Origin of the sequence: Marinobacter sp. VGCF2001, from assembly GCF_049943275.1 — a bacterium.
Classification (GTDB): Bacteria; Pseudomonadota; Gammaproteobacteria; order Pseudomonadales; family Oleiphilaceae; genus Marinobacter.
In genome coordinates, this window is sequence record NZ_JBNFVX010000001.1 from 23,332 (window position 1) to 47,320 (window position 23,989).

The 23,989-nt window shown below is 58.3% G+C and carries 22 protein-coding genes; 12 read left to right on the plus strand and 10 right to left on the minus strand.

Annotation, left to right across the window (positions count from 1 at the left end; all coding sequences use genetic code 11):
• Positions 1-106: 106 nt before the first annotated feature.
• Entirely contained in the window at positions 107-958 is an 852-nt protein-coding gene (locus ACP2AU_RS00110) for a putative RNA methyltransferase (protein WP_426373736.1), read from the plus strand.
• Here ACP2AU_RS00110 and ACP2AU_RS00115 read toward each other — a convergent pair.
• Together ACP2AU_RS00115 and ACP2AU_RS00120 are read right to left on the minus strand one after the other, a co-directional pair.
• On the minus strand, positions 940-1,686 hold the full coding sequence (locus ACP2AU_RS00115; protein WP_426373737.1) for a DUF3581 family protein: 747 nt from the start codon (positions 1,684-1,686) through the stop codon (positions 940-942). The two genes, ACP2AU_RS00110 and ACP2AU_RS00115, sit on opposite strands and share 19 nt — an antisense overlap.
• A gap of 191 nt (positions 1,687-1,877) precedes the next feature.
• Positions 1,878-2,084, minus strand: coding sequence for a cold-shock protein (locus ACP2AU_RS00120; RefSeq protein WP_011784828.1), 207 nt, complete (start codon positions 2,082-2,084; stop codon positions 1,878-1,880).
• Positions 2,085-2,481: 397 nt separating this feature from the next.
• Between ACP2AU_RS00120 and ACP2AU_RS00125 the strand changes: the two genes are divergently transcribed.
• Entirely contained in the window at positions 2,482-3,087 is a 606-nt protein-coding gene (locus ACP2AU_RS00125) for a LysE/ArgO family amino acid transporter (protein ID WP_426373738.1), read from the plus strand.
• Between the two features lie 31 nt (positions 3,088-3,118).
• Here ACP2AU_RS00125 and ACP2AU_RS00130 read toward each other — a convergent pair whose 3' ends face one another.
• The 5 genes from ACP2AU_RS00130 to ACP2AU_RS00150 all read right to left on the minus strand — a co-directional run bounded on the left by ACP2AU_RS00130 (position 3,119) and on the right by ACP2AU_RS00150 (position 9,318).
• Positions 3,119-4,678 (minus strand): FGGY-family carbohydrate kinase, encoded by a 1,560-nt coding sequence (locus tag ACP2AU_RS00130; RefSeq protein ID WP_426373739.1) that lies wholly within the window; start codon positions 4,676-4,678, stop codon positions 3,119-3,121.
• Entirely contained in the window at positions 4,671-6,269 is a 1,599-nt protein-coding gene (locus ACP2AU_RS00135; protein WP_426373740.1) for an FAD-dependent oxidoreductase, read from the minus strand. Before ACP2AU_RS00135 ends, ACP2AU_RS00130 begins: the two co-directional genes overlap by 8 nt.
• A 7-nt stretch (positions 6,270-6,276) precedes the next feature.
• Entirely contained in the window at positions 6,277-7,881 is a 1,605-nt protein-coding gene (locus tag ACP2AU_RS00140) for an FAD-binding oxidoreductase (RefSeq protein WP_426373741.1), read from the minus strand.
• Between the two features lie 112 nt (positions 7,882-7,993).
• Positions 7,994-8,653, minus strand: coding sequence for a transglutaminase-like cysteine peptidase (locus tag ACP2AU_RS00145; protein WP_426373742.1), 660 nt, complete (start codon positions 8,651-8,653; stop codon positions 7,994-7,996).
• An 8-nt stretch (positions 8,654-8,661) separates the two neighbouring features.
• Positions 8,662-9,318: a type II secretion system protein N gene (locus ACP2AU_RS00150; RefSeq protein ID WP_426373743.1), complete on the minus strand. Its 657-nt coding sequence runs from the start codon at positions 9,316-9,318 to the stop codon at positions 8,662-8,664.
• Positions 9,319-9,524: 206 nt separating this feature from the next.
• Here ACP2AU_RS00150 and gspE point away from each other — a divergent pair, with 206 nt between their 5' ends.
• The 10 genes from gspE to gorA all read left to right on the plus strand — a co-directional run bounded on the left by gspE (position 9,525) and on the right by gorA (position 18,684).
• Positions 9,525-11,033, plus strand: a complete 1,509-nt coding sequence (gene gspE / locus ACP2AU_RS00155) for a type II secretion system ATPase GspE (RefSeq protein WP_426373744.1) — start codon at positions 9,525-9,527, stop codon at positions 11,031-11,033.
• Positions 11,034-11,036: 3 nt separating this feature from the next.
• On the plus strand, positions 11,037-12,248 hold the full coding sequence (gspF, locus tag ACP2AU_RS00160; protein WP_426373745.1) for a type II secretion system inner membrane protein GspF: 1,212 nt from the start codon (positions 11,037-11,039) through the stop codon (positions 12,246-12,248).
• Between the two features lie 70 nt (positions 12,249-12,318).
• Complete coding sequence (gene gspG, locus ACP2AU_RS00165) at positions 12,319-12,771, plus strand: type II secretion system major pseudopilin GspG (RefSeq protein ID WP_426373746.1); 453 nt, start codon at positions 12,319-12,321, stop codon at positions 12,769-12,771.
• A 6-nt stretch (positions 12,772-12,777) separates the two neighbouring features.
• Entirely contained in the window at positions 12,778-13,305 is a 528-nt protein-coding gene (gspH, locus tag ACP2AU_RS00170) for a type II secretion system minor pseudopilin GspH (protein WP_426373747.1), read from the plus strand.
• Entirely contained in the window at positions 13,305-13,679 is a 375-nt protein-coding gene (gspI, locus tag ACP2AU_RS00175) for a type II secretion system minor pseudopilin GspI (RefSeq protein ID WP_426373748.1), read from the plus strand. Before gspH ends, gspI begins: the two co-directional genes overlap by 1 nt.
• On the plus strand, positions 13,679-14,431 hold the full coding sequence (gene gspJ / locus ACP2AU_RS00180; RefSeq protein WP_426373749.1) for a type II secretion system minor pseudopilin GspJ: 753 nt from the start codon (positions 13,679-13,681) through the stop codon (positions 14,429-14,431). Before gspI ends, gspJ begins: the two co-directional genes overlap by 1 nt.
• Positions 14,424-15,422, plus strand: a complete 999-nt coding sequence (gene gspK, locus ACP2AU_RS00185) for a type II secretion system minor pseudopilin GspK (RefSeq protein WP_426373750.1) — start codon at positions 14,424-14,426, stop codon at positions 15,420-15,422. Before gspJ ends, gspK begins: the two co-directional genes overlap by 8 nt.
• A gap of 2 nt (positions 15,423-15,424) precedes the next feature.
• Positions 15,425-16,732 carry a type II secretion system protein GspL gene (gspL, locus tag ACP2AU_RS00190; protein ID WP_426373751.1) on the plus strand — a complete coding sequence of 436 codons (1,308 nt, stop codon included), beginning with the start codon at positions 15,425-15,427 and terminating at the stop codon, positions 16,730-16,732.
• Positions 16,733-16,736: 4 nt separating this feature from the next.
• The gene (gene gspM / locus ACP2AU_RS00195) at positions 16,737-17,270 is read left to right on the plus strand and encodes a type II secretion system protein GspM (protein ID WP_426373752.1); all 534 of its coding nucleotides are present in this window, start codon (positions 16,737-16,739) and stop codon (positions 17,268-17,270) included.
• A gap of 52 nt (positions 17,271-17,322) precedes the next feature.
• Positions 17,323-18,684, plus strand: coding sequence for a glutathione-disulfide reductase (gene gorA / locus ACP2AU_RS00200; protein ID WP_426373753.1), 1,362 nt, complete (start codon positions 17,323-17,325; stop codon positions 18,682-18,684).
• A 56-nt stretch (positions 18,685-18,740) separates the two neighbouring features.
• Here gorA and ACP2AU_RS00205 read toward each other — a convergent pair whose 3' ends face one another.
• From ACP2AU_RS00205 to ACP2AU_RS00215, 3 genes are all read right to left on the minus strand, one after another.
• Positions 18,741-20,675 carry an ATP-binding protein gene (locus ACP2AU_RS00205; protein WP_426373754.1) on the minus strand — a complete coding sequence of 645 codons (1,935 nt, stop codon included), beginning with the start codon at positions 20,673-20,675 and terminating at the stop codon, positions 18,741-18,743.
• Positions 20,672-21,604 (minus strand): ABC transporter substrate-binding protein, encoded by a 933-nt coding sequence (locus tag ACP2AU_RS00210; protein ID WP_426373755.1) that lies wholly within the window; start codon positions 21,602-21,604, stop codon positions 20,672-20,674. The genes ACP2AU_RS00205 and ACP2AU_RS00210 overlap by 4 nt, the downstream gene beginning before the upstream one ends.
• 99 nt (positions 21,605-21,703) lie before the next feature.
• Positions 21,704-23,917 (minus strand): TonB-dependent receptor plug domain-containing protein, encoded by a 2,214-nt coding sequence (locus tag ACP2AU_RS00215; RefSeq protein WP_426373756.1) that lies wholly within the window; start codon positions 23,915-23,917, stop codon positions 21,704-21,706.
• Between the last annotated feature and the right edge of the window lie 72 nt (positions 23,918-23,989).

Consider the following 23,989-nt stretch of genomic DNA (forward strand, 5'->3'; position numbering starts at 1 on the left):
TGCTCGAGTCGTCAGGCTTAAGCATAGGAGTGTGTTGCCGAGTATGCGAGCCTGAATTGCCATTCCCTGATAGACTTATGGCGCAAAGCCAACCTTTGGATGTTCCGTGAATACTGTACCTTTTGAAATGCTTGCGTGCCCTCTGGACGGTGGGCCCCTTCATCGTGAAAGCAAAACCCTGCGCTGCGCAGCGGGCCACAGTTTTGACGTTGCCCGCCAGGGGTACGTCAATTTGCTACCCGTGCAGAAAAAGCGCTCAAAAGATCCCGGTGACAGCAAGGTGATGGTGGCTGCGCGCCAGCGTTTTCTTGAGGCCGGTTTTTATCAGCCCATTGCCGATGCGGTTACCACGGCAACCCTTGAGGGGGCAGAAGCAACCGGTACTCTGAGCTGCCTCGATGCAGGCTGTGGCGAAGGCTACTATTTACGGCAATTGTCGGGAGCCAACGCGCCTGCCGTGCTGCAAGCCCTCGGCCTGGATATTTCGAAATGGGCCGTGCAATCTGCTGCGCGCCTGGACAAGCGAGGAACCTGGGTGGTCGGCAGTAACGCGAACCTTCCTGTGTTGCCAGAAACGCTTGACCGGGTGCTCTGCTTGTTCGGGTTCCCGGTTTATCCTGAGTTTGCTCGTGTGCTGCGCCCGGGTGGCCGCCTGGTCCAGGTGGATGCGAGCCAGAATCATCTTCGGGAACTGCGTGAAATCGTTTATCCGGAAGTCCGGGCGGAGCCGAGAAAGGTTAGCCCGGTACCCGACGGCTTCCGGCGCATTGAAACCCGGGATGTGCGCTTCACCGTGCATCTGGACCGTGCCGAACTCATCGCCGACTTGCTGGCGATGACCCCTCATCTTTACCGGGCCAGTGCCGAGGGCAGGGCAAAGGCCGCGGAATTGCAGGATCTGTCGGTAACGGTGGATGTGTGCCTGCAAACCTTCGAGCGCTACGCTCCAGCAGGCTGATCCGGGGTTTCCATTCCCCATTCCGTGCCCCTGGCCTTGAGCCGGTAAAACTCTTCGATGATGCCAGCCATGGCTTCAGGGCAGTATTCCCGGAGGCCGCCCAGCACCAGTCGCTTGGAGACTTCGCCAACGGTGTTGCCCGAAGATCGCAGATGATAGTCCAGAGTGACGTTTCCACGTTTGCCGGCCACTTCCAGGTGCGCATTGTTCAGCTCGAGTTCCGGGTGGCTGGCTTCCAGCTGATTCAGGGTAAGGCTCATGCTCTCGTACATCACCATTGGCCGGTCCGGGTTGAACATCACGCCGTGCGATTCCATCAGGGGTTTGAGGGTGTGGGGAAAATTCTTTCCAGAAGCCGCCACATAGCACCGGCTGAACTCTTCTATCGTGCTCTGATCCTGTGTAAGGCCGCCACTGCGACTGACTTCCAGGTAAATTTTACCGGCTTCGTCAACCACATGAATGGTGTCGCCATCGTCGGTTTTCCGGAATTCCAGGGGCACACCCGCACCCAGCAGGTTGCGGAACTTGAAGGTCATGTTTTCGGAAAGCCCGAAACGCGATACCACCAGGGTGAACAGCAGGTCGCCGGGCACACAGAAGCGCCGTGCATCCGGGTCGTGAATCGGGTTGAAGTCTCCGGCTATTGCTTTGGCAAAGTAGCTGGCCTGTGGCGCGCTGATAACAACGCGTCCATCCTGGACGGAGAAAAACTGTTCGGGAAACATGGTGGGCCTTTTCTGATCTGATGAGCCGGATAGCATTGGCAATGAACTCAAACGAACCCTGATTATAAGGTGTCTGTGGCCGGTCGTGAGCCCGACCATGGTACTAATAGGTACCTATACTGAGCAGGGGGAGGCAAATTACAGGCACAAAAAAAGGCAGCCGAAGCTGCCTTTGTATAGCGGGCTGTTATTTACAGACCAACTACGTTTTCCGCCTGAGGACCTTTCTGGCCCTGAGTCACGGTGAACTCAACCTGCTGGCCTTCTGCCAGAGTCTTGAAGCCGCCGCCCTGAATGGCGCTGTAGTGAACAAATACGTCCGGGCCGCCTTCACGAGTGATAAAGCCGAAGCCTTTGGATTCGTTGAAGAACTTAACAGTACCGGTAACAGTTGACATATTTTACTATCCTGAATTCAATCATTTAATGTGCCGCCTGACGTCGTTGTGAGGGCAGGTCAGCGGTGTGCGGAAACATAAAAACTGGCGTGATCAAAAACAGGACGAACACTACTTAGAACAGGGATGCGTCTTATTGATGAATGCTTTGCTAAATCTTTCCAACGGCCGCCACTGTACCCTGACCAGATGCATTTGCATAGCGTTTTTTTCTAGGCATAAACCCTGAGCGGAAAAAAACGGGCATCCGGCCCCCGCCGGGCTTCAGTAGCCTGCAGTCAATCGCGATATCAGGCCTTCGCCATACCGCCATATCTCCCTCGCACGTAGCAGGATAAATTTAAACCAGGGCGTTTCAGGGGTAAGCTGTGCGCATTCATTCAATGGAGCTGTTTCTGTGCTTGAGAGTTATCTGACTGGTCTGGTGGTGTGTGGCGGCATTATTGTGGCTATTGGGGCCCAGAACGCCTATGTTCTCAGCCAGGCCATTCGTCGGGAACACCATTGGTGGTCGGCCGGTTTGTGTATGACCTCGGATATCCTGCTGTTCACCCTGGGTATGTTTGGTGTGAGTGCGGCACTGATGGCCATGCCCGAGGCACTGGATGTGCTCAGATGGCTGGGCGTTGGGTTTCTCGGTTTGCTGGCGGGGCAGGCATTCTACCGGGTTTTGAGGGGGAGGGCGTCTCTGGAGGCGGGTGAAGCTCGGCGCAGTACAGTAAAAGGCGTGATCCTGACAACCTTGGCTGTCACCTTGCTTAATCCGCAGGTCTATCTGGATACATTACTGCTGATTCCGGCCGTGGGTGCTCAGCAGCAGGATCCGGCCACGTTTGTTGCCGGTGCCAGCAGCGCGTCCGTGCTTTGGTTCGGCGCGCTGGCCTGGGCCGGCTCCCGGCTGGCGCCCTGGCTGTCCAGGCCGGCGGCCTGGCGTGTGATTGATGGCGTGATCGGCCTGATGATGGCAGCGATTGCTATCCAACTTGCGGCAGGAGGGCTGTGACCCTGTATCGTTTTGTGTGCGATCAAAAGGATTAGCGCGGATAGCCGGTAATCTCCCGGATCTTTTTGTACAGTGGTTGCAGGCGGGGGTACATATCCTGATAAACCTCCCGGTAGAGGCGTTGATAAAGCGCAGACGCTTCGGGATTGGGCTTGAATACCCGGCCGGTTCTGGTCATGGCCTTTACCGCCGTGTCGAAATCCGGATGTAATCCCAGCCCCACGGCGGCATCAATCGCCGCGCCCAGCCCGGAGGTTTCATAGGTGTGCGGGCGTTCTGCGGGCAAGCCGAAAATATCGGCCGTCAGCTGCATGGCCGCGTCGCTTTGGGAGCCACCCCCAGCGACTCTCAGGCGTTTTATTTTTCGGCCACTGCGTTTTTCGATGCGCTCTTTGCCCTCGCGCAGGGCATAGGCCAGCCCTTCCAGTATTGCCCGGTAGATATGGGCCCGGGTGTGAACATCGCCGAACCCAATAATGGATCCTTTGGCTTCCGGGCCCGGCTGGCGTACACCGGGGCTCCAGTAGGGTTGCAGCATCAGGCCCATGGACCCCGGTGGCACGGCGTCGACCAGTTCGTCAAACAGGGCTTCGGGTTCCACACCTTTCTGTTCTGCCAGCTTTTGTTCCCGCAGGCCGAATTCCCGCTTGAACCAGCTCACCATCCAGAAGCCCCGGTAAATCATCACTTCGGTAGAGTAGTGGCCGGGCAGGGCGGAGGGATACGGGGGCATATGGCGAATAGGTTCCACATACCGGGCGTTGGTGGTGTTGATGGTGGCGGTGGTGCCATAGCTCATGCACCCGGTGTCGGGCGCAAGCCCACCGGAACCGAGTATTTCACAGGCCTTGTCAGAAGCCGCCGCAATCACCGGCAGGCCTTCGGGTAGCCCAAGATGCTTCGCTGCTTCGGGCAGCAAGGCGCCAATGGGTTCGCCCGGTTGAACCAGGTCGGGCAGCATGGTGCGGGTTATCGGCATAACCTGCCATTTGAAATCCCGGGGCCCCGCCCAGCGCTGGCGTTTGTAATCAAAGGGCAGGTAACCCACCTGGCTTCCGGTGGAATCCCGGTACTCGCCGGTCAGCCGGTAATTCAGGTAACCCGACAGCAGTACATACTTGTGGGTTTTCGCCCAGATATCTGGCTGGTTCTGCGCAACCCAGTTGGCCTGGGTTTTCTCCCGAAACCGGTTGATGGTGTCTTCCAGCCGGGCAAGCTTGAACAGCCACCCCCAGGGTCCTTTGACTGGTCCTTCCACTCGCGCGTGCCGCTGGTCCAGCCAGATAATGGCCGGCCGTAGAGGGTTGCCTTCACGGTCCAGGTTGATCACTGTGCCGCGCTGGGTGGTAACGGTTACGCCTGTTACCTGTTCCGGGCGGGCACGGGTGGTTTGCCAGAGTTGGTGGCAGGCAAGGCCGAGGTTCTCCCAGAAATACTCGGGGTGCTGCTCCGCCCAGCCGGGCTGTTCCGAAAAGTAGGGTTCGATTTCCTGTTTGCCCTTGCCCAGAAGGTTGCCCCGGGCGTCGAATAACAGGGCGCGAATGCTTTGCGTGCCGTTGTCGATGGCGAGAATCAGCGGGGTCTCAGCCACCGTGGGCCTCCCCGCGCTGCGGCAACTGATAGGCGCCACGGTAAATGGCCAGATAGCGATCCTGTTCCCGGTTCCAATGCTGGTCATCCCAGCCCAGCAGGCCCTGACAACGTTCCCGGATGGCCGGCAGCAGCGGCTCGCCGCCGTCGGGAAGAATCAGCCCCAGACGACTTCGCCGCAGCATCAGGTCATCAAGATGCTGCACCTGCTCGTGCCGGCAGGCCCATTCCAGTTCCGCCCAGAGCGTGCCGGTACCGGGAATCTCGGCAGAATTACCTTCGCTGAGTAACGCCTGGCGGCCGGCACCATAATAGCCGCCCAGCCGGTTCCAGGTCAGCGAGGGCAGGCCGGCGGGCTTGCGCGCGTGTGGCGGGGGTGTGAATACGGGCTGCTGGTCTGCCCGCAGTTGTGATTTACCATGATCTCCGAGGGCCATGGCCAAAGCCTGTCTTGCCATCGGCCGGAAGGTTGTGAGCTTGCCGCCGGCGATGCTGATCAAGCCATGGTCCTGACGGATGGCGTGTTCCCGGTTTTCCTGCGAGGGGGCTTTGCCGTCGCCCTCGGTGACCACGGGCCGTACGCCAGCCCAGGTAGACAATACATTGGCTTGCTTAATGCCTGCACCGGGGAACAGGCGGGTGGCAATGTGCAGCAGGTAGTCCACTTCCTCCCGGGTAATGGCGGGTTCCTGGTTCAGATTACCCTGGTGCTCCAGATCGGTAGTGCCAAGCACCGTGGTGCCGGCCCAGGGAAAAGCAAACACCGGCCGCTGATCAGCCGGGTGCAGCAGGGATACCGCGCAGGTGACCGGTAGTTTCTCCCAGGGAATCACCAGGTGGCTGCCCCGCAGTGGCCTGATAGTCAGCGGGCTGTCGGTGGCCGATTGTTTCTGTAACCGGTCGGCCCAGGCTCCGGCGGCATTGATTACGCATCGGGTAGTGACCGAAATGGCGTGTTCACCGGTGAACTCCTCCGGCACAAGCTGCAATCCGCATACCGCCCCGGTGTTATCCCGGTCGATGGCCGTGGCTGTTACGTAGTTGAGGCAAACGGCACCATCCTGACTGGCTTCGGCGATAAGCCGCTGAACCAGGCGGGCATCGTCCGTAACAGCATCGGTAAACCGGCTTGTTGCCCGCAAACCGTCCAGGGTCAGCCCGGGTATCCATTGCAGGGTCTCTGCCTGCGTGTATTTCTGGTGGCTGCGGGTGCCTGCCAGCCGGTCGTAAAGGGCCAGTAGAATCTGGAACAGGCCCGGGCCGGGAAAATTCCCCCGATAATGCGGCATCAGGAACGGGAGCGGGTCCACCAGCCCTGGTGCCTCGTGCATCATGCGCTCGCGTTCTCGGACGGCATCACGGGTCAGGCCAATGTGCCCGCCGGCGAGATAACGCAGCCCGCCGTGGACCATTTTCGAGGAGCGGCTGGAGCTGCCCCAGGCGAAGTCTTTCTGCTCCACCAGCAGTGTTTTCAGGCCGCTGCCGGCGGCTTCGCGGGCCACTCCGGCGCCGGTGATGCCGCCACCGATAACCACCACATCGAATGACTGCGTTTCACCATTCAGGCTGTCCAGTGCTTGCTGTCGCTCCATACTCACCTCAATCCAGCAGGGTTTTCGGGTTCAGGCGCTTGTCCGGGTCAAAGCAGTCGGTCAGTGCCCGGATTGCCTGCATCCCCAGTTCGCCTTTCTCAACCGGCAGGTAGGGCGCGTGGTCTTTGCCTACGCCGTGCTGGTGGCTGATGGTGCCGCGGTTGTGCACGATCAGCTCTGAGGTTGTGTGTTTCAGGTGTTGCCAGCGCTTGAGCGTTTCCTCGTAGCCGTCGCCAACACGAAACACGTAGGTGGTGTAGATGGAACAACCCTGGCCGTAGAAGTGGGACAGGTGAGTAAATACGTGGGCGTGCTCGTTCCTGTCGGCCAGTCCTTCGCGAAGGCTGGTTTCCACCTGATCCAGCAAGTTGTCGACGTTGTCCCAGTCGGTCGCTGTTTCCAGTGTGTCCACGGCATAGCCCATTTCCCAGAGCGCTTCCCGGAGGTAAGGCATGGTGAAGCGTTTTTCCGCCCATTTGCTACCCAGCCTGGTTCCGGTGTAAGCGCCGGCGTGCTCACTGCAGACTTTTCGTGCCTCAGACAGAGCTGAGCGGCACTGCGCTTTGCTGCCCGTTACACCAAAGGTCATCATGCATTTGCCGTCTTCGGCGCCGCGGAAGGCCAGGAAGCGTTCCAGCCATCCGATCAGCGTTGGGTGCCCGGCCAGAGCCAGTTGGGTTTCGGTTTCCATGGCGTTGCTCAGGCGTAGCATGGATAACTGCACCCGGCTCTGCACCAGTTGACGGGCGGCAGTCCGGGCCTGATCCCAGCTCGGGAAGAACACCACGTGAAAGCTTTCCTGTTCCGGTAGCCGTGTCACGCGGGTTTTCACTTCGGTAATCAACCCCATCCGGCCCTCGGAGCCGAGAATCATTTCCCGGATGTCCGGGCCGGCGCTGGACGCCGGGATGGTGGGAATGTCCAGGGTACCCTGCGGGGTTTCGATCCGCCCGCCCGCGAACAGTTGCTCAATACGACCGTAGCGCAGCGATTGCTGCCCGCTGGAGCGCGAAGCAACCCAGCCGCCCAGGGTAGAGAGCTCGAAAGATTGGGGGAAGTGGCCGAGGGTATAGCCGTGGGCCCGTAACTGGGATTCCACCAGCGGGCCGGGCGTGCCGGCGCCGAAGGTCGCAATCTGGCTTTCGTGGTCCAGATCAAGAAGTCGATTCATGTTGGCAAGGCTGACCGTGAGTACCGGCCTGCCTTGATCCACCGGATTGATATGGCCGGCCACACTGGTGCCGCCACCGTAAGGTATCAGGTGCACATCGTTTTCGCTGGCGTACTCTAGCAGGGCGCGCACATCGGTACCGGTGGACGGAAACGCCACGCCATCAGGATATTGGCCGATGTCTCCGCTGCGCATGGCCAGCAGGTCTGGCAGACTCTGGCCCCGGGCGTGTCTCAGCCGGGTGTCGGCCGTGCGGTTGATCAGGCTTTCAACCCGGGAATCTGCGGGCAGCCTTGATTCCGGCACAGCTTTGCAAGCCTCTGCAAGGGAAATGTCTGGTAAAGGGGAACCCTCACCGATCCGCTCTGACAAAAAACCGCGGCCTTGTTCCGGTAATTCCAGTGAGAACTGATCATCACCCCATCCATTCCAGCGTCGCATCGCTTACTGCTCCATTGTTCGTCGAGTTGCAGGCATTCTAACGGCAGTGGCGCGGTTGCCAATGTCGGAGGGCGACAGAAGGCTGTCATTTTCCGACATCGTCAGTGGATTCTCATGGCTTAAGGGTCTGCGTCAGGCGCTCATTCAGCTCGCGCCAGTGATCCAGTTTTTCAGCGTCGCCAATTCTGGCATTGTCACCGGATGTCCGGTTCAGCCAGAGTCCCTCACCGTTGAAGCTGTAGACCGGTTCCAGATCGCTGCGCTGAGACGCGGGCTTTATTTCATTAATCAGATTGTCGAGAATCAGGGGGTCTGCGCCCGGGGTTTTGTACCAGGCCAGCACCATGTGGGCCTGATTCAGTTCCAGCGCTTTGACGTAGATAATCCGCAACTGGTCGTCGGGTACACCCATCGCCCTCAGGGTCAGATACTTGGCGATGGAGAAGTCTTCGCAGTCTCCGCCATTGGTTGTGAGCAGTTCCACGGGGGTGGCCCAGTAATCCTCCTGTCCCCAGTGGCGGATATCGCTGACAAACGTCACTCTGTTGAAAAAGGAATTCACCAGGCGAAGCTTACGGTCTATCGGGGCGTTGCCGGCCAGGGCATGAAGTCGCTCCCAGTTCTGCAGCCGCTGATGTGCCGCCTCGCCGAATTCCTCCAGCACGTAGGTCATCAAACGATTGCTCAGATCAAGTGCGCTGGCAAACGAGATCACGAGTACAAGGGGCAACAGCAGGGAATGGCGGGGTTTGAGGCTGCTGGCCGCGGTCATGGGAGGGCTCAGTTGTTGTTCTGGAGCCGCTGACGTAACTGTTCCAGCCGTTTGCGGATGTCTTCCCGCCGCTGCTGCTGGTCTGTCGCCGATGCTGCGCTTTGCGGGGCGACCCGCCGGGTGGGGGCCTGCTGCGTAGCGCTGGCGTTAGAGGGAAGATCGGCATTGCTGGCAACGTCGACACCCGCGCGATCTTCGGTTTCAGGGAAGTACAGATTTTCGAGTTTGCCGGCTCGCTCAATAATCACGCGATTGGCGAATACGGTACGTAAGGTGGCGTTGCCGGGCAGTTCGTCGCCCACCAGGTAAGCTTCGGTTTTACCCTTGTCATCTTCAACAAGAGCGCTGCCGGGAAAATCGCCGTCGGCGGCCAGAACGCCACGCAAAGACAAGCGGAGGTTGGTCTCCGGCAGGTTTTCGGTGGAGGAATTACCGGCCTGGGCACTTTGGGTGGCCGAGCCGAAGATCTCCAGGCCGGACAACGAAACGTCCGGGACGGTGCTGGTGCGCTTTGTGTCGGCGGGCAGGGCGGATATCGACCTGGACAGGCCACTGCGAGATTCGTCCAACCAGAACTGGTAGGCTTGCCAGCCGGTCAGTGAGAGCATGGTCACGGTGGCGGCGACAGCCAGAAGCAGTGGCGTCCTTTGGTTGATTGCAAGCATTGGCCATCCTGAATGCATTGTGAAATCGTGAAAAGCCTACAGATTATCAGACTGCAAGGAATTAGTGGCAGTATAGTGTACAGAGTTGTTCAGTGGCTCCCATTCCTGTGGTAGCCTTTTTGCTTCTACTGCCAACATCAGGGGCAGGCCCGGCGGGCGGCCCCACAAGAACAATCAGTGATCAGCCCCATGCAACGAGGAAAAGCTTGACCACCCAAACTGACATTCAGCCGCAGGACGCGCCGCTGGGCAGACTTCCCTTTACTTTCGCCAAACGTAACGGGGTAATTTTGACCCGCAACGACGAGGGCGAGCCGGTCATCCTTGTTCGCCCGGGTGCCTCACACGCTGCACTGGCAGAAGCCAATCGAGTCAGTGGTGGCAGGGCCCGGTTTTCAACCATTGCGTCAGACAGCTTCGACCAGGCGTTGAACGCCGCCTACCAGAATGACTCGGCCGAAGCCATGCAGATGGTCGAGGGCATTGGCGATGATATGGATCTTGCGTCGCTGGCGGACTCCGTGCCAGAGACCGAAGACTTGTTGGAGCAGGAAGATGATGCGCCCATCATTCGCCTGATCAACGCCATTCTGACCGAGGCCGTGAAAACCAGCGCCTCTGATGTGCATATAGAAACCTATGAGAAACAGTTGATCGTCCGCTTCCGGGTGGATGGTGTATTGCGCGAAGTGGTTCAACCCAAACGTGCCCTGGCGCCGCTGCTGGTCTCTCGCATCAAGGTTATGGCGAAGCTGGATATCGCAGAAAAACGGGTGCCCCAGGATGGCCGCATTGCGCTGCGGGTGGCAGGCCGTGAGGTGGATATCCGGGTTTCCACCATGCCCTCGTCCAGTGGCGAGCGGGTGGTGCTGCGTTTGCTCGACAAACAGGCGGGCGCCATTCGCCTGGAATCGCTGGGCATGGCCGGGCAAGACCTCAAAACACTGCGCCAGTTGATTTACCGCCCGTATGGCATCCTGCTGGTAACAGGGCCTACCGGTTCCGGTAAATCCACCACGCTTTATGCCTCTCTCCAGGAAATCAACGATCGCAGCCGGAATATCCTGACGGTTGAAGACCCCATTGAGTACAACCTGCCGGGCATAGGCCAGACCCAGGTGAATCCCAAGGTGGAGATGACCTTTGCCCGCGGGCTTCGGGCCATTTTGCGCCAGGATCCGGATGTGGTCATGATTGGTGAAATCCGGGATCTTGAAACGGCTGAAATTGCCGTCCAGGCCAGCCTGACCGGCCACCTTGTGTTGTCGACCCTGCACACCAATACGGCCGTTGGCGCCATTACCCGCTTGATGGACATGGGGATCGAGCCATTCCTGATTTCCTCCAGTCTTGTGGGCATTGTCGCCCAGCGGCTGGTCAGGGTGCTTTGCACTCACTGTCGTGAGCCGTATGTGCCCGGAGAAGAGCATTGTGAGTTCCTGCAGCAAGATCCGGCCAACCCGCCTACGATTTTCCGCGCCCGGGGCTGTGAGCACTGCAATCAGCTTGGTTATCGCGGCCGTATCGGCATTTACGAGGTGGTCGAGATTACTGAAGACATCAGCACGCTCATCCACAAACGGGCGGGTGAACTGGACCTGGAACGGGAGGCTCGCCTGCACAGCCCGAGCATTCACGCCGACGGTGTTCAGAAGATTCTGAATGGCGAGACCACGGTGGAAGAGGTGTTGCGCGTGACCCACCGGAGCCAGTAACCCATGCCTGCCTATGAATTCAAAGCGCTGGACGCGAAAGGAAAGCAGAAACAGGGTGTGTTGGAGGCGGACGCGCCAAGAGCGGTGCGGCAACAACTGCGGGAAAAGGGCCTTACCCCCCTGTCTGTTGAGGCCGCCGCAGAAAAACAGGCGCGAAGTAATCCCCTGAGCAATCGGGGGGCCTTGAGCGCCGCCGATCTTGCCCTGGTTACCCGGCAACTGGCAACGCTGATTCAGTCCGGGATTCCGATTGAGCAGGCGCTGAGTGCCGCGGCCCAACAGTCTGCCAAACCCCGAATTCGCAGTATGCTGATTGCTATCCGCGCCAAGGTGATGGAAGGCTATACGCTGGCAGACAGTTTCGGCGAGTTCCCCAAAGCGTTTCCACGGCTTTATCGGTCCACGGTTGCCGCTGGCGAACACGCCGGGCACCTCGACCTGGTGCTGAACCGGCTGGCGGATTACACAGAGAGCCGCCAGGAAGCCCGCCAGAAAATCCAGCTGGCCGCGATTTACCCGATTATCCTGAGTGTTGTGGCCATTGCGATTGTCGTGTTTTTGCTGACCTATGTGGTTCCAGACATTATTGAAGTGTTCCTGAAACAAGGCCAGGAATTGCCAGGCCTGACCGTCGCCATGCTGGCGGTCTCGGAATTCCTTGGCCAGTTTGGGGTCTACCTTATGGTGTTGCTGGCATTGGCCGTGGTTGGCTTTCGATACGCACTGACAAAACCGGCGGTTCGGCTGAAATTCCATAAACAGCTGCTTCACCTGCCGCTGTTCTCGGGCATGGTGCGCGGCGTTAACACGGCACGGTACGCCAGTACGCTCAGCATTCTTACCACCAGCGGTGTGCCTCTGGTGGAAGCCATGCGGATTGCCGGTGAGGTATTGTCCAACGATTTTCTACGCCAGGAGCTGCGGGAAGCCGCACGGAAAGTGAGTGAGGGCGGCTCTTTGCACCGCTCGCTGGACCAGACCGGGTACTTCCCGCCGATGATGCTGCACATGATCGCCAGCGGTGAGGCCAGTGGCGAGCTGGACAGTATGCTGGAACGCACTGCACGGATGCAGGAAAACACGCTGCAATCCAAGATTGCCGCCATCGTCGGCCTGTTTGAGCCCATGATGCTATTGCTCATGGGCGCTGTGGTGCTGATTATTGTGCTGGCAATCATGCTGCCGATTTTGAATATGAGTAATCTGGTTGGCTGACAGGCAATCTGCCCGGGCCATCAAGCGATTAAACATGACCTGAAATAACCGATTGACGATGAGTAAAACTATGAATATGCAACATTCGAAAACGCTCTCTCACAGCAAAGGCTTCACCCTGATCGAAATCATGGTTGTAATGGTTATTCTGGGCCTGTTGGTGGCCATCGTGGCGCCTAACATCATGGGGCGCAGCGATCAGGCGAAGGTGACGGTTGCCGAAACCCAAATCAGTAACATCGCCAACGCACTGGATCTGTACCGTCTCGACAATAGCCACTACCCGTCTACGCAACAGGGCCTGGAAGCCCTGGTCCGTGAACCCAGTGGCAGCCCGGAGCCCAAGAACTGGAACCCTGATGGCTACCTGAAAAACGTACCGGAAGACCCCTGGGGTAACGACTACCAGTACGTAAGCCCCGGCGTGGAGGGTCCTTACGATTTGTACTCCTACGGCTCGGACGGCCAGGAAGGTGGTGAGGGCGACGCGGCGGATGTCAGCGTCTGGAACACCGGGAACTGATTGACGGTGGGCCGCAGGGCTGCTGAAAACGGCTTTACTCTGATTGAGATACTGGTCGTTCTGATTATTGTCGGGCTGCTGGCTTCGCTGGCCGTGTTTAATATGGCCGGCAGTTCCCAGCAGCGGGAGCTTGAGAGCCAGGTGAGGGAACTCTACCTGTTGATGCAGACCGCCCGGGAGCAAGCCGTGCTCAACAACCTCGAGATGGGGTTGTTGCTGGAAGAGGACGGTTACCGGTTTGTGGCGTTTCAGGACGCAGACCGGGAATGGAAATCCTCAGGGGAGCGGATATTCCGCCAGCGCCCCTTGCCGTCATGGCTGACCGTCGTTCCCTACACTGAAAACGATGCGCCGCGCCTGGCCTCTGCCGAAGACCGGTTACGCCCGGATGTGGTGTTCTTTTCCAGTGGTGAGACAACACCGTTTGAAATCGAATTCACCCTGGGGGCAGACACTGACCTGATGCATGTGATTGCGTCGGATGGCATTTCCCCGCTGGAATGGCGGCCGCCCGGCGCCGTGGACGCGTCATAATGAGCCATAATCGCGGGTTTACCCTGATTGAAGTGCTGATTGCGTTGCTTGTCTTCGGGTTGATTGCCACGGCAGCAGCTGAAGTGGGCGGCAATTACATCAACAGTTTCGAGCGCATACGGGACAAAACCCTGGCCGGCTGGGTGGCCGATAACCGGATTAATGACCTGCGGCTTCAGGACGAGCTGCCGGGGATTTCGGAAAACTCTGAAGATACCGAGTTTGGAAATTTCCGCTGGCAAGTCACCACCCGCGTGATAGCCACGGCGGAGCCGACGATGCGCAGGGTGGAAGTAACGGTGGCCAAATACCCGGAGACACAATCCGACCCCTTCGCGGTTCACACACTTGCGGCCTTCCTGGGAGATTCCTGATGGGCGGGCCTGTGTCCCCGAGACCGTTCGCCGGAGAGGCCGGCTTTACTCTGATGGAAGTGCTGATCGCGGTCACCATTACGGCGGTCATCGGCCTGGGCGTGTGGCAGGTGGTAAGCAGCGTGATGAATTCCCGTGACCGGGTCGATGAAGTCGCAGAGGCTTTCGATGGCCTGCAGAAAACCATGCTGCTGCTGGAGCGCGACATCAACCAGATCGTGAACCGACCGGCCCGGGACGTTTACGGCGATTACTCTCCCTCTTTAACGTCTCGTGATAACGCGTTCGCCCTGATGCTGACCCGCCAGGGATGGCGCAATCCGCTTGGGCTGCGCCGCAGCGAGCTTCAGCGGGTAGCTTGGGAATACACGGGCACCGGCTTACACCGCCGCTATTGGCCGGTGGTCGACCAGGGGCAGGACGACGAAAGCGTTGATATCCTGCTGGTCGACAACGTTTCGGCGTTCGATGTGCGTTTTCTTGATGACCAGGGCAACTGGCGCGACCAGTGGCCGGAGGAGGAAACTCTGGCCCGGATGACGCCGGGATCAAGGCCGGATATTGCGCTGCCCCGGGGCATTGAAATTACGCTCGAACACGAACGGTTTGGTGAATTGACCCGCACGTTCAGCCTTCCTGATTTCGAGCCCTCAAAGGCCCAGGCGGTTATCACCGAGCAGCAGGATGCCCAGTCGGAAGAGGAAAGCGATGAGGGTAGCCAGAATCAGGACGGAGCGCCCGGCAATGGCTAGGCGGCCCGGGAGAAATCAACAGGGCGTTGCCCTGATCATGGTGCTCCTGGCAATGGCCCTGGTGGTGCTCATGGCGTCTGGCATGACCCGGCAGCAGAGCCTGAGAGTCTTCAAGGCTGGCCATTATCTCGCGCAACAACAGGGGCAGAGTATCGCCCTGGGTGCAGAGGAGTTCGCCAAACGCATCCTGGTGCGTGATTACGAGGAAGACAAAGAAGACAGCACGATGGTGGATAGCCCGGACGAATTCTGGGCCATGCACGCTGCCATTCTTCCTCTCGACGATAATGGTGTGGCCGAGGTTCAGATTGATGATCTCGGTGGGCGAATCAACCTCAACGATCTGATCACGGCCAGTGGAGAAGTGGATCCGCTGACCAGGGAACGTCTCACCCGCCTGTTTCGGGCACTGGGCATTACCGGCCTGACGGTTGACCCGCTTATTGACTGGATGGACGCTGACGACCAGACCCTCAGCGCCTATGGAGCCGAGGATGGCCAGTATCTGATGGCTGACCCACCTTATCGCACCGGGAACCAGCCTTTCGTATCGGTTACCGAACTGCGGTTGATCGAGGGCATGACCGAGGAAATTTATACCGCCTTGCGTTCTCATGTCGTGGCACTGCCGGTCGCCGGTGTTGGTATTAACGTAAACACCGCGACCGTTCCCGTGCTGATGAGCCTGCACGAAGACCTTGGCGAGGCGCAGGCAGAGTCGATCATCGCCAGGCGGAAGGAGGAACGCTTCGAAAACCTCCAGGATTTTCTGGCATTGCCGGAGTTCTCAGGAATGGGACTTAAGGGCAAGGGGCTGACGCTACAGACCCGTTTTTTTGAAGTTGTGTCGCGGATTACCTACGATAATCGGGTCGTGAATATGGTCAGTGCCGTGTACAGAAATCCGGAAGGCGAAGTCCGGACGGTTCACAGGGATACCGGACAGAAGAATCGCATTACCAAGGAACCTTACACTTTCTCAGAAGGATAACCATGTCATACCGCCTATTTGTTCGGCCGGTACCACCTTATGCGGACCCGGACCAAAGCGCCGAGGCCCAGCTGTTCAGCTGGGTGCTCCAGGATGCCAGCGGCGATGCCCAGGCACGGGGAACGGCGGATACCCGGGAAAGTATTGAACAGACTCTGGCACAGAATGCACTGGAGAACGTGCTGTTGATCGGTTTGATTCCGGGCGATGAGGCAGTGTTTTGCCTTGCCGACATTCCCGCCAGACAAAACCGTTTTATCCAGCAGGCACTGCCATACGCGGTGGAGGAGCAGATTGCCCAGGACATTGAGTCTGTCCATCTTGCCCTGGGGCCTCACACCGCCGAGGGCTACCGTGTGGCCGGCATTGATCGGGAGAGAATGGCGGGATGGCGGTCGTTGTTCCTGGGCTGGCATCAGGCCCGACTGGAAGCCATTTACCCCGATGCGTCGTTGCTGCCGGCGGCGGAATCCGGTTGGGTAATTTGTCTGGATGGCGATTCCGCATTGCTGCAAAGCCAGCGACTGGAATGGCTGAAAATGCAGGCCGATAATCTGCCGCTTCTGACGGTAACGCTTGCAGCGCCAACGGCTGACGAGGTGGTCGCAGAGATTCCGGTCAAGCTGTACGGGACAGAATCTGACCTGGAATCCAGCCAGACCCTGATATCAGAGCTTGCCGGGGCCACCGGGCACCTGAACATCGAAGCCAAACCCCTGGACTTCTCGGTGACGGAGCTGCTGGCCTGGTCCTATCACCAGCATCTTTGCCAGCCCATCAATCTCTGCCAGGGAATGTTTGCACTCAAGCCCGAGGGTAGTAGCCCGCTTAAGCCCTGGAAGCCCCTGATTGCGGTTGCATCGCTCTGGTTTGTTATCCAGATGGGCCTGGAAGTTGGCATGGGCGTTTATCATCAGCAGCAGGCGGAGCGGCTGGAGAGCGAGGCGATGGCGCTGTACCGGAATGCCTTCCCCTCTGATCGCCGCACCCACGCCGGCAACGTACGGCGGGTTATTGAGGGCCAATTGCGTGTTGCCGGTTCCCAGGGGCCGGAAGTCGATTTTATTACCCTGATGAAGTACACCGGCGCTCAGTACGGCCGCCTGCAAAATCCGACAGCCGTCACCTTCAATTCGGTCAATTACAGCCGGGCCCGTGGCGAGCTTGTGGTGGATATCCGGGCCGACAGCTATGATCGGTTGAGCCGGCTAAGAAATGGCCTGGCCAGTGAAGGGCTTCAGGCCCAGATTGGCTCGGTTGTTAATGAATCCAGCGGCGCCCGTGGCCGCCTGACGGTCTCGGGAGGATAATCGGATGTGGAATCGCATTAAGGATCAGCCGGCAATCGGGAAATTGATCGCGCGCTACGACCAGTTGCCAACGCGGGATCGCCAGGCCTTGACCATTCTGGGTATTGCCCTGTTTCTGGCCTTGCTTTATATGCTGGTGTGGCAGCCAGTTACCCGGTTTCATGACCACGCGGCCTCGGAACGCGAGAACGCAGTGGAGCTGCTGGCCTGGGTGCAGGCGAACAAGGCTGCAATCCAACGCCTGGGCACTGCCGATGGCGCATCGTCAGCTGCTGCAGGGGGTAATAAGCCGCAAGACGGGCGCGCCCTCATGGCACTGGTAACAAGATCTGCCGGAGAGGCAGGGCTCTCTTTGCAGCGCTTCGAACCCAGTGGAGAAGACGCCATTCGGGTCTGGCTGGAAAACGCGCCCTATGCCGATGTCGCCGCCTGGCTCGAGCGTCTGCACAGTCAAAACGGGGTCGTGATTGATCAGGCTGCCATGGACCGGGGCAATGCGCCGGGGCAGGTCTCCGTAAGGCTGACGCTGACCATCTGAGGGTAGGCGTAAATCAACGAAAACAGTCCATTTGAAGTAAACAGGAGAAACCGTGTCTGAGAGCCATGATTTTGATCTGATTGTCATTGGTGCCGGTTCCGGCGGAGTTCGGCTGGCGCGGATGTCTGCCCAGCGCGGTGCCCGGGTCGCAGTGGTTGAGTCCCGATACCTTGGTGGAACCTGCGTAAATGTGGGGTGTGTGCCGAAAAAGCTGTTTGTGTACGGTGCCCACGTCATGGAAGAGCTCGAGGATGCACAGGGTTATGGCTGGTCTGTACCCACAGACGATGTCAGCTTTGACTGGCCAACCTTGGTGGCCAACAAAAATACGGAAATCGAGCGCCTGAATGGCATCTACGGCCGGTTACTGGAAAATGCCGGAGTTACGATCATCGAGGGCACCGCGAGCATTCGCGACCCCCATACCGTGGTTGTCGGTGATAAAACCTACTCGACCGGCCATATTACGGTGGCAACGGGAAGCTGGCCGGTTGTTCCGGACATTCCCGGCAAGGAACTGCTGCTTACGTCCAATGAAATGTTTTATTTGCCGCAACTGCCACGACACGCTGTGGTCTGGGGCGGGGGATATATTGCAGTCGAATTTGCCGGCATTCTCGCCGGATTGGGTGTTGAAACCACCTTATTGTATCGGGGAGAGCTTTTCCTCAGAGGCTTCGACGAGGATATCCGGAAATTTACCGAGCAGGAGATGCGTAAGAAAGGGGTGGATCTTCGCTTCAACGTAACGATTGAATCGGTCGAGCAGCTCGACGCTCATTATCAGGTAAACCTGAGTGATGGCACTTGTCTTGAAACCGGGCTGGTGATGGCAGCCACAGGCCGCCGCGCCCTGGTCGACGGTTTGGGTTTGACGGATCTTGGAGTGGAACTGAACGCTTCCGGCCATGTGGATGTGAACGATCATTTCCAGACGTCGGTGCCCTCTATTTCAGCGCTGGGCGATGTGATTGGCACACCGCAGCTGACGCCAGTAGCCCTGGCCCAGGCGATGGTATTATCGCGGCGGTTGTTTGGCGACGGCCAGGGAGAGATGGACTACAGCGCCATTCCAACGGCCGTGTTCTGTCAGCCGAACATCGGTACGGTTGGCCTCACCGAGGAAGAGGCAAAAGACGCAGGGCACTCAGTCAGCATCTTCCGTTCGGAATTCCGCCCGATGAAATATACCCTCAGTGGCCGTGATGAGCGCTGCCTGATGAAGCTGGTGGTGGATGCGACCACCGACAAAGTGCTGGGCGCGCATATGGTCGGCCCGGACGCTGGTGAAATCACCCAGGGGCTGGCGGTCGCGATCAAGGCCGGCGCCACCAAGGCCGAGTTTGATTCGACCATGGGCATTCATCCAACCTCTGCGGAAGAGTTTGTCACCATGCGCGAACCGGTGAGGTAAGACAGAACCCTGGCCCGGGAGCATCGTGCCGTTGGCGGCCTCCCGGGCGTCTCCTGTTATATCTTGACCCAGCGGGCAAGGGCTGCCCGTAGAGTATCGCCGCGCACCGGTTTGGCCAGGTAGTCGTTCATGCCGGCGTCTTTGCAGGCTTTTTCGGTTTTTGCTGACACATCGGCTGTCAGGGCAATGATCGGAATGCCCCTCTGGCCATTCCCATGCTCCCATTCCCGGATAATGCGGGTGGCTTCGTAGCCGTCCATGACCGGCACCTGGCAATCCATAAGAATAACGTCAAAGCCTTCATGATCGTTTCTTCTGCGGTTGACGGCATCGGTGCCGTTACTCACACATTGGGTTTGGAAACCGAACTTGTGCAGCAGGGCCAGGGTCACTTTCTGGTTCACCACATTGTCTTCCACCACCAGTGCACGGGCGCTACCGGGCACTGGCTTTTGCGGTTCGGCCGCCGGCGGTGCCGGCTGTACAAGCTGGAAAGGTAGCTCAAAGCGGAACGCGGAACCCTGCCCAATATCTGATTCCAGTTGCACATGGCCGCCCATCAGTTCCACCAGGCGCTGCACCAGCGACAGGCCCAGCCCGGTGCCGCTCTGGGTACGGTTGTCGCCATTGTCGAGCTGCTCGAAACTGTTGAACACGCTTTGCAATCGCTCTGCCGGAATGCCCGCACCGGAATCCTTGACGGTACATTGTACAAGGGCGCAGTGATTTTCCAGCTCAAGCCAGTTTACTTTCACACTGATAAAACCCTCGCCGGTGAATTTCAGAGCGTTATCAATCAGTCCGGCCAGAACCTGTCGGACCCGAGGTGCATCTCCGAGCACCACGGGATGGCTTGGCCAGTCTCCCAGGAACTGGAGGTCCAGCGTTAACCCCTGTTGCTCTGCGGCGTGGCGGTAAGACGCGGCGCAATTGGTAAAAAGGGTTTGCAGATTGAACACTTCCTGATCAAGCACCAGGTGGCCGCTGTCCATGCGGGCGTAATCCAGGATGTCGGAAATAACGGTCAGCAAATCCTCCGTCGATTGCCGGGCCGTAGTCAGATAATCGCTCTGGCGTTTGGTCAGGGGTTCTTCCTGGATCAGATCCACCATGCCCAGCACCCCGTTTAACGGCGTGCGAAGCTCGTGGCTCATGGTGGCCAGGAATTCTGATTTTGCCTGGCTGGCATACTCGGCTTTTTCCCGCGCACCTTCGGAAATGGCCAGGGTTTCGTCCCGCGCCGAGCGCAGCTTTTCCAGGTGCACTGCAAGCTCGTTGAGCTGGGTCTGGATTTCAAAAACCTCCTGCGAGCTGCCTTTATCGGGAACAGGCTGCGTTGTGTAGTTGCCCGCAATCAGTTTGCCCACGCGGCTTGAGAGCTGTCGCATGGGCTGAAGAATGTTATTGAGGAAATGATTGGCCACCAGCAGGCTGAATAACAACAGGGCGGCGCCGACCAGAAGCGAGGTCCAGAGAATGTCCTGACGCCGGGTTTCGAGCACGCGAGGGTTTACGCCAACCTCCACCAGGCCTACCCGTAAGCTGCTGGAATTGAAGTTCCAGGCGCCAGAGAGCCATTCACCGCTGTTTTCGGAGCCAAGGTCGAGTGGTTCCTGCAGTATTTCGGCCGTGTAGATGTCAAAGGACCCGGAGTCGGAAGGCGAGGGCTCTTCACCGCGGGTGACAACGCCGAGCTCCTCACCAAGGACATCGCTAACGCGAATCCAGTCGGCCTTGCTGCGCTTCAGGGATTGCTCCAGCACTTGCCCGAGCGCCAGTTCGTTGCCAGAGACAACAGCGTACTCAAGGGCTGGTGCCAGGCTGTCTGCCAGCATCTGGCTGCTTTGAGACAGGTCCCGCTGGGCATCGTCGAGCCGGGCCGACGTAAAAAAAATCATCAGGGACGCGAAGACCACCACGGCGGGCAGGGCGCCCAGCAATAACAATCGGAGCGACAATGACATACCGGGAGTTCTGGCTGTTTTACTCACTGGCCGTTCTCCTGATGATGCTGGTTAATCATGGTTTGCACCGACTGGGCAATCTGTTCCCTTTCCGGCACCGGAATGTTCAAAGAGCGCGCGACTTGCCGGTTGATTTCAACCCGAAATTCCCCGGGGTACGCGGGCGCCGGAAAGGCCCCGGTTTCGAGGTACTCAAACAGATAGTTGCCAGCACGCACCGCCATGGCGGTGAAGGGCGCGTAGCTTGAAGCGAGTGCGCCTGCTTTTACGTAGGCCTGGTTCGGGCCGACCAGAATTTTGTTGCGGCGATAAGCGGTAAGCAGGATATGCTTGATGTTCCTGGGGTTATAAATATCGTCGTCCGGCCCTGCCAATAGGAAATCGCCAAAATCCAGTGCCCGTATCAGGCTGGGCACGAGCTGATCTTCTGTGTCAGCAATGAATACTCTTGCCTCAAGGTCATAGTCCGCCAGTTGCTCGAGCAGCGGTTCGTAGAGGGCTGCGCTCTCTGTGGTTGCGAGTAACGCCACCCGGGTTGCCTGAGGCAGAATCGCCTGGCCGGTCAACGCCTGGCGCAATAAAGGTACGTCGTAGTAGACAGCGGTGACCATACCGGGTGAGCGCGCCGCGTAGTCGTCAATGAACTGTTTCTCCACCAGCAAGGCCAGCACCGGCAATGCCCTGTTTTGCTGACGGACTTTCGAGAAAGCGACCGGCCCGATTGTGATGACGGGGCTGTCTCCCAGGGCGGCTAACGCGGGTTCGGCAACAGGTTTCAGTGTAACCTTGCCGGCGAGCTGGTTTTCCAGCAGCCCGGTTACGTGGTTGTCGAGGGCTGAGTTTCCTGAGCCGACAACATAGGCCAGTGCTCGTGCGGCCTCCTGTGCCGAAGCCGTGGCCGGATGGACGAACAGAGCCACGGCGACCAGGAACAGGGCGACAATAACGCTGTTCATGTCTGTCGGGTGTTCCGTTATCCTTTTACGGTACGTAGCGAACATTGTCAGGTAGCAAGTCCATTCCATTGGCTGTTTTATTTTCCGCTCTCCGGAGAATCAGAAGCGAATGCCGGCTTCTACAAAGAACTGGTTATGATCTTTGATATTGTTATCAGAACTTAGTTCATAATCCCGGTTGAGATAGTGCTGCATGGCTATAGCGATTTCGGCCGTGTAGCGCGGTTGGATAATCTGTTTTACGAGCCGCGTGTCAAATCGCTCAAACTGGCTGTTGAACTCGTCTGCCCAGTAGAAAACGCCAGACCACTGAAATCCTGCCGGTAAGTCCTGAATGGCGGCAACGCTGCCAGAGTGGCGCACTGACATCCGGGTCAGCAGCCGGGCATTGTAGCTTTCGGTATCAAGATCACGATTGCCATCTGCGTCGAAAATGGGTTCGCCGTCGTACCAGGTATCCTGATCCAGATAACCATAGCTGGCTCTGAGCGTTGTGCCCGGGAAATCAAGGCTCGCTTCTACCTCGAACCCTTTCTGGTCAACCGCAACGTTATTGTCGATGGTCCACTCTTTCAGCTGGATAACACCGCTGATCATGTCGCGAAGCTCGTCTTTGAACGCGCGGACTTCCAGAGAGAGCAGGGCGTTGTCCAGAAAAAACTGACCAAAGTAACTGATTTCCCGGGAGGTAATGGTTTCCTCTTTCAGCGGTGTCCCGAGCGTCAGGAGTGCGGTCTCTTCTGCGGCGCCAAAAATATCGACTCGCGTACCTTCCAGGTCTGAATATACCGCGGGCCTTACATTGCGCAGGGTATAGCCCCAGTCCGGATTCTGTTCAAAGCCGTCGGGCGTGCGCACGGCCCGGGAAAAGACGAGCCTCAGGGCATGGTTGTTGTTCAGAATGAAGTTGGTCGCGACTCGTGGCGAGAAATAGCTGTCATCGGTTGTGCTGGTTCGTTCCCAGTTACCACCTGCGTTGAACGTTAGCCAGGGCAGCGGGCTGTATTCGGCGTTGCCAAAGAACCGGGACTGGTAATTGTTGCCTCTGCCATTGAAGTAGGTTTCCGAGCGATAAATGTCTTTCCGGAAGCCCGCTCCGGTTACCAGTCTCAGTGCGTTGTTGATCACCAGTGTATCCTGGGCTTCGAGCTCTATCCGGGTATCTTCGGAATCCGCATCAATTTGCGCAAACCCGTCAGGGCCGCCCTGGGAGGTGAAGCAGCGCCGCTCCCTGTCATCATCGGTGTAGGTGTACTCATACAGGGGCGTGTTGTTGCGCAGGCAGTCGGCGACGCTGTCCGGAAAACGGATGGCGTATTCCTGGCGGCGGTCAAAGTTTTCCACGCTCGCCTGGAGATGGAAGAAGTGCTGTTCCGATACCGTATGATTAAGTTTGGCCTGCAGATAGTAGTCCCGGATATCAATATCCGGGTTCTCTCCGGGATTCAGTTCGCCGCTTTTTTCTTTGTCCTGGTACTTGATGCCGTCGGTCATGCCGGCATGGAGTTCAAGGTTGGTATCCGGTGTGAAGCTCAGGCGCGAATCATAGAGAAAGGAATTCACATCATGGCCGTCGTTGAAGGACTGGCGCTCGCCACCATCGATTTGATAATCGAAGCCATCGAATTTCCGCTTTTCATAGCTCAGGCGCCAATCGTAACGGGCATCGGCATTGCCGGTAGACGCGAACGTGCGCAGATAGCCACGGGAGCCACTGGTGACGGTTGTTTCAAAATTGGCACTGTCGGCAGGGTCCCGGGTAATGATGTTGATGGTGCCAAGAAACGCATTGATGCCGTAGGCGGCCGAGTTGGGCCCCCGGGCGACCTCAATGCGCTCAATCAGTTCCAGCGGCACCGGCATGGTTTCCCAGTCCATGTCCGACAGGGTAGCGCGGTGAGCCGTGCGGCCATCGACCAACACCTGCATCCGCCGCTGTTCATAATGAACCGTGCCATGGTAGGTGACCACGGGCTGATGACTGCCAACAAAATTAACCACCATCCCGGGGACCAGACGAAACACTTCGTAAAGGTTGCGGATACCCAGGTCGCGAATCAGACCGCCATCAATGACCGTGGTACTTCCGGGCACACGGGTTTTGGGTTGGCGCAATCGGGTGGTGGTGAGTACCTCCGGGATGTCAGCACCAAAACCGGGTATTCCGTTGTCGAAGCCTGATGCATGGGCCTGAGACACGCCAGGGAGCGCCGTCAGAGTCACGACGGAAACGATGGGAAGGGTCAGCCAGGCGGCGGTTCGTGAACGGCGGGCATAGTTGAGTTTCGCAAAGGTGTAATTCGTCATTGCCATGCGTGTCGTTCTATAATCACGGGGTGATGGAAAATTATTGAGGTTCTCAATGAATCCTAAGGGAGAGAGCCG

Excerpts from the sequence above, each read along its gene's own strand:
- ACP2AU_RS00115 (WP_426373737.1), bottom strand. The coding sequence starts at position 1,686 with ATGTTTCCCGAACAGTTTTTCTCCGTCCAGGATGGACGCGTTGTTATC.
- ACP2AU_RS00120 (WP_011784828.1), bottom strand. The coding sequence starts at position 2,084 with ATGTCAACTGTTACCGGTACTGTTAAGTTCTTCAACGAATCCAAAGGC.
- ACP2AU_RS00135 (WP_426373740.1), bottom strand. The coding sequence starts at position 6,269 with ATGGAGCGACAGCAAGCACTGGACAGCCTGAATGGTGAAACGCAGTCA.
- ACP2AU_RS00140 (WP_426373741.1), bottom strand. The coding sequence starts at position 7,881 with ATGCGACGCTGGAATGGATGGGGTGATGATCAGTTCTCACTGGAATTA.
- ACP2AU_RS00145 (WP_426373742.1), bottom strand. The coding sequence starts at position 8,653 with ATGACCGCGGCCAGCAGCCTCAAACCCCGCCATTCCCTGCTGTTGCCC.
- ACP2AU_RS00150 (WP_426373743.1), bottom strand. The coding sequence starts at position 9,318 with ATGCTTGCAATCAACCAAAGGACGCCACTGCTTCTGGCTGTCGCCGCC.
- gspF (WP_426373745.1), top strand. The coding sequence starts at position 11,037 with ATGCCTGCCTATGAATTCAAAGCGCTGGACGCGAAAGGAAAGCAGAAA.
- gspG (WP_426373746.1), top strand. The coding sequence starts at position 12,319 with ATGAATATGCAACATTCGAAAACGCTCTCTCACAGCAAAGGCTTCACC.
- gspI (WP_426373748.1), top strand. The coding sequence starts at position 13,305 with ATGAGCCATAATCGCGGGTTTACCCTGATTGAAGTGCTGATTGCGTTG.
- gspJ (WP_426373749.1), top strand. The coding sequence starts at position 13,679 with ATGGGCGGGCCTGTGTCCCCGAGACCGTTCGCCGGAGAGGCCGGCTTT.
- gspK (WP_426373750.1), top strand. The coding sequence starts at position 14,424 with ATGGCTAGGCGGCCCGGGAGAAATCAACAGGGCGTTGCCCTGATCATG.
- gspL (WP_426373751.1), top strand. The coding sequence starts at position 15,425 with ATGTCATACCGCCTATTTGTTCGGCCGGTACCACCTTATGCGGACCCG.
- gspM (WP_426373752.1), top strand. The coding sequence starts at position 16,737 with ATGTGGAATCGCATTAAGGATCAGCCGGCAATCGGGAAATTGATCGCG.
- ACP2AU_RS00210 (WP_426373755.1), bottom strand. The coding sequence starts at position 21,604 with ATGAACAGCGTTATTGTCGCCCTGTTCCTGGTCGCCGTGGCTCTGTTC.
- ACP2AU_RS00215 (WP_426373756.1), bottom strand. The coding sequence starts at position 23,917 with ATGGCAATGACGAATTACACCTTTGCGAAACTCAACTATGCCCGCCGT.